Below are 2,600 nucleotides of genomic sequence, written 5' to 3' on the forward strand. Positions count from 1 at the left end.
GCCAGGGTCGGTCGGGGCGTAGGGTTCGCTCGGGCTGTCGGGGGTGATGAAGACTCCGGCGAGTTGCAGCAGCATGAGTTGTTCGTCGACGGTCAGGGTGCGGCGAACACCGGGCTGCAAGGTCGTCGCCATGAAGTCGTGAGCGTCGGAGTTATGATCGAGACCGAGGGCGTGGCCGTATTCGTGCAGGAGGACGGTGAGCATGTCCATCTTGCCGTAGGCGTCGGAACCTGGCTTGGCGATCCATTCGTTCGGATTGCTGGTGGGGAGGAATTCGGCGTTGTCGGTCGGAGTGGGGTCGATGTACCAGCCGTGGCCGGCGGCGTTATCGTCGAGGGTGATGGTGGTGCCGGTGGTTTGGCCAATGGCGCCACCGGAAAGGTCGGCGATGCTCAAGGTGATGCCCGAAATCTCGCCAACAAGACGACTCAGGTCACTCGAGTCCAGCGAAGAAGACAGTGCTGCAAGCTCTGGGTTCGAAGCGCCAGCAGGACTCAGAGTATCCGGCTGGAATTCAGCCGCAATCAAAGTGTTATTGCCATTGGCATCAGGGGTGGAAGAGATTTTCCAGACACGCGCTTTGACCGGGCAGTAGCCGCGTTCGTGAGCGCTGGGTTCTTCCTCGTCATCAATGAAAGAAATGTCCTTCATCACCCGGAAGAAATATTCCATCTTGACTTTTTTGCCGCCGACTTCGACCAGCAAGGTAGCTCGGTCATTGCCGATAAATCCCTTCTCGGGATAGTAGGCAAAAATTCCATTAACTGGCCCCTCCAATACCCCATGCGCGGGCATCTTTAGGACACTGACGCTGGCTTGGCCTTCGATCTTGCGATGTTCTCGCTGTCTAAAATACAAAACAGTTTCTTCTGCGGGACTGATGGCATTGACCGCCGATGTGGGATCATACGGATTGTCGCTGATATGACAAACGCCGATGACCCGGTCAAATTTCTGCGCACTGTTCTGCGCCGCCGTCGCTTGCGCCACCATCAGCGGCGGCTCCTGGGCGGGGATATTGGGTACGTCCATGACAAGCATAAGAGTCTCCTGTTGCGGGTCGGATTGAATCTGCTTGAGCAGTGTCTGCGCGGCGGCCAAAATCTCTGCGGCATCCGCAGGCTGCGGTGGCTTAGCGGTCGTTGTCGCGAGCAGTGAAGCCGTGATTCCAACCGCTGTTGGCGGGTTCAGGTAAAGGTGGAAGTGGGTGTTATGGGTGACCACATTGCTGTTGGGCTTCACCCCCAGGGCAGTCAGAATCGCACGGATATTGGCGTAGGAATTTTGGTGCGCACCCGTCCCGCCGATGTGCACCTGGGAAATCATCCCGCTGGCTTGTGCACCGCTGCCAAACAGCGCATGCAGCATGGCCGCCTTGTCCGTTCCGTTGACAATGTGCGGCGCCAAATCCTCCTGCGTGCCATTGCCCACAATGCTGTCGGTCTGGGTCAGCGCATACAACTGGAGAAATTGCCGCAAGGCGTCGCGTTGGTCGTTACCCGCGATGTTGTTCGGTCCGAGAGTATGAGGCAAATAGGTTTCTGTCCACTGCGCAGCGTGGTCGACACTCCAGCCGCTGCTCGGCAATGTGATATCGGCGTTTGTCTGAGAACCATCATTCTGGGTGGTCTCCTTGATGAACTGCTTCAACTCCAAATCAAACGCCATGCCCAAGTCATGCGTACCGTGCATGAAAGGAGTCGCCCCTTGATTGGCATCGACCGCCCCGTTGAAACCGAAGGGTTTGCTCGTGCCGAGTTGCTCTGACGCAAACTGCGTCGCCGCCATCAAATCGCGCATCCAGCTCGTGCCGTACACCTCCACGTTCCTGTTGGTCGAAGAAGTCTGATTATTGACCCAGCCGCTCAGTACGCCACTACCCATTTGGTGGCCAATATCCATCCAGTGCGGCGCGTTGTAGGCATTGAGCCATTCCGTAAATGCACCCGGTGTGCTGGTGTAGATCGTGTTGTCAAAAGTGCCGTTTTTGCTGATGTTGAAGCTGTCTGCGATTGCGTACAGTGTGTTGAAGTAGGCAGTGCGATTTGCTGGGGTGTCTAGTACTTTTCCACCTGGCGACCTGCCTGACGGTGTGGCTAATTGACGTTGGCCTGCACTATAGGTAATCACATCGCTAAACAGGTAGGCAGCCAGTGATTCACTCCTACCCCACTGACCATCCACGTTGAAATCCTGGATGACGTTATGCGCTAATGTTGGCGCGCTCACTGTATCGGTCGCCCCCATCGCCGGGAACCCCAGATACTTCAGCCGCTGCTCCACCCGATACACATCAAGCACATCGTTGGTTTGCCCAACACCCACGCTACCCTTCAGCGTAATCGCCGAATACCCCGGATCATCCAGCGGCCGATCACCGAAGAAGACGCCCGCGCTGTCATAGTCCTTGGCGCTGACCGTGACCATACCAAGACGCCATCCCATTTTCCCGTCGGCCTGCTTGTGCCGGAAACGGAAGTAAAGGTCTGTCGTTTTTGGCGTGGTGATGCGTTCGCCATTACGCAGTTTCTTCTCGTCAGCCTCGTCGATAGTCGGGGCGAGGTACATCCGTCCGCTGCTGCTGAATTTGGCCGGCGTCA

1 protein-coding gene is annotated in these 2,600 nt (G+C 56.9%); it reads right to left on the reverse strand.

Going from position 1 to position 2,600, the window contains the following annotated elements:
* On the reverse strand, nt 1–2,568 hold a 2,568-nt coding region (locus Q1J43_RS11595), incomplete at its 3' end, for a matrixin family metalloprotease (protein WP_301102657.1).
* Nucleotides 2,569–2,600: the final 32 nt, after the last annotated feature.

The organism is Propionivibrio sp., from assembly GCF_029255185.1.
Lineage (GTDB): Bacteria > Pseudomonadota > Gammaproteobacteria > Burkholderiales > Rhodocyclaceae > Propionivibrio.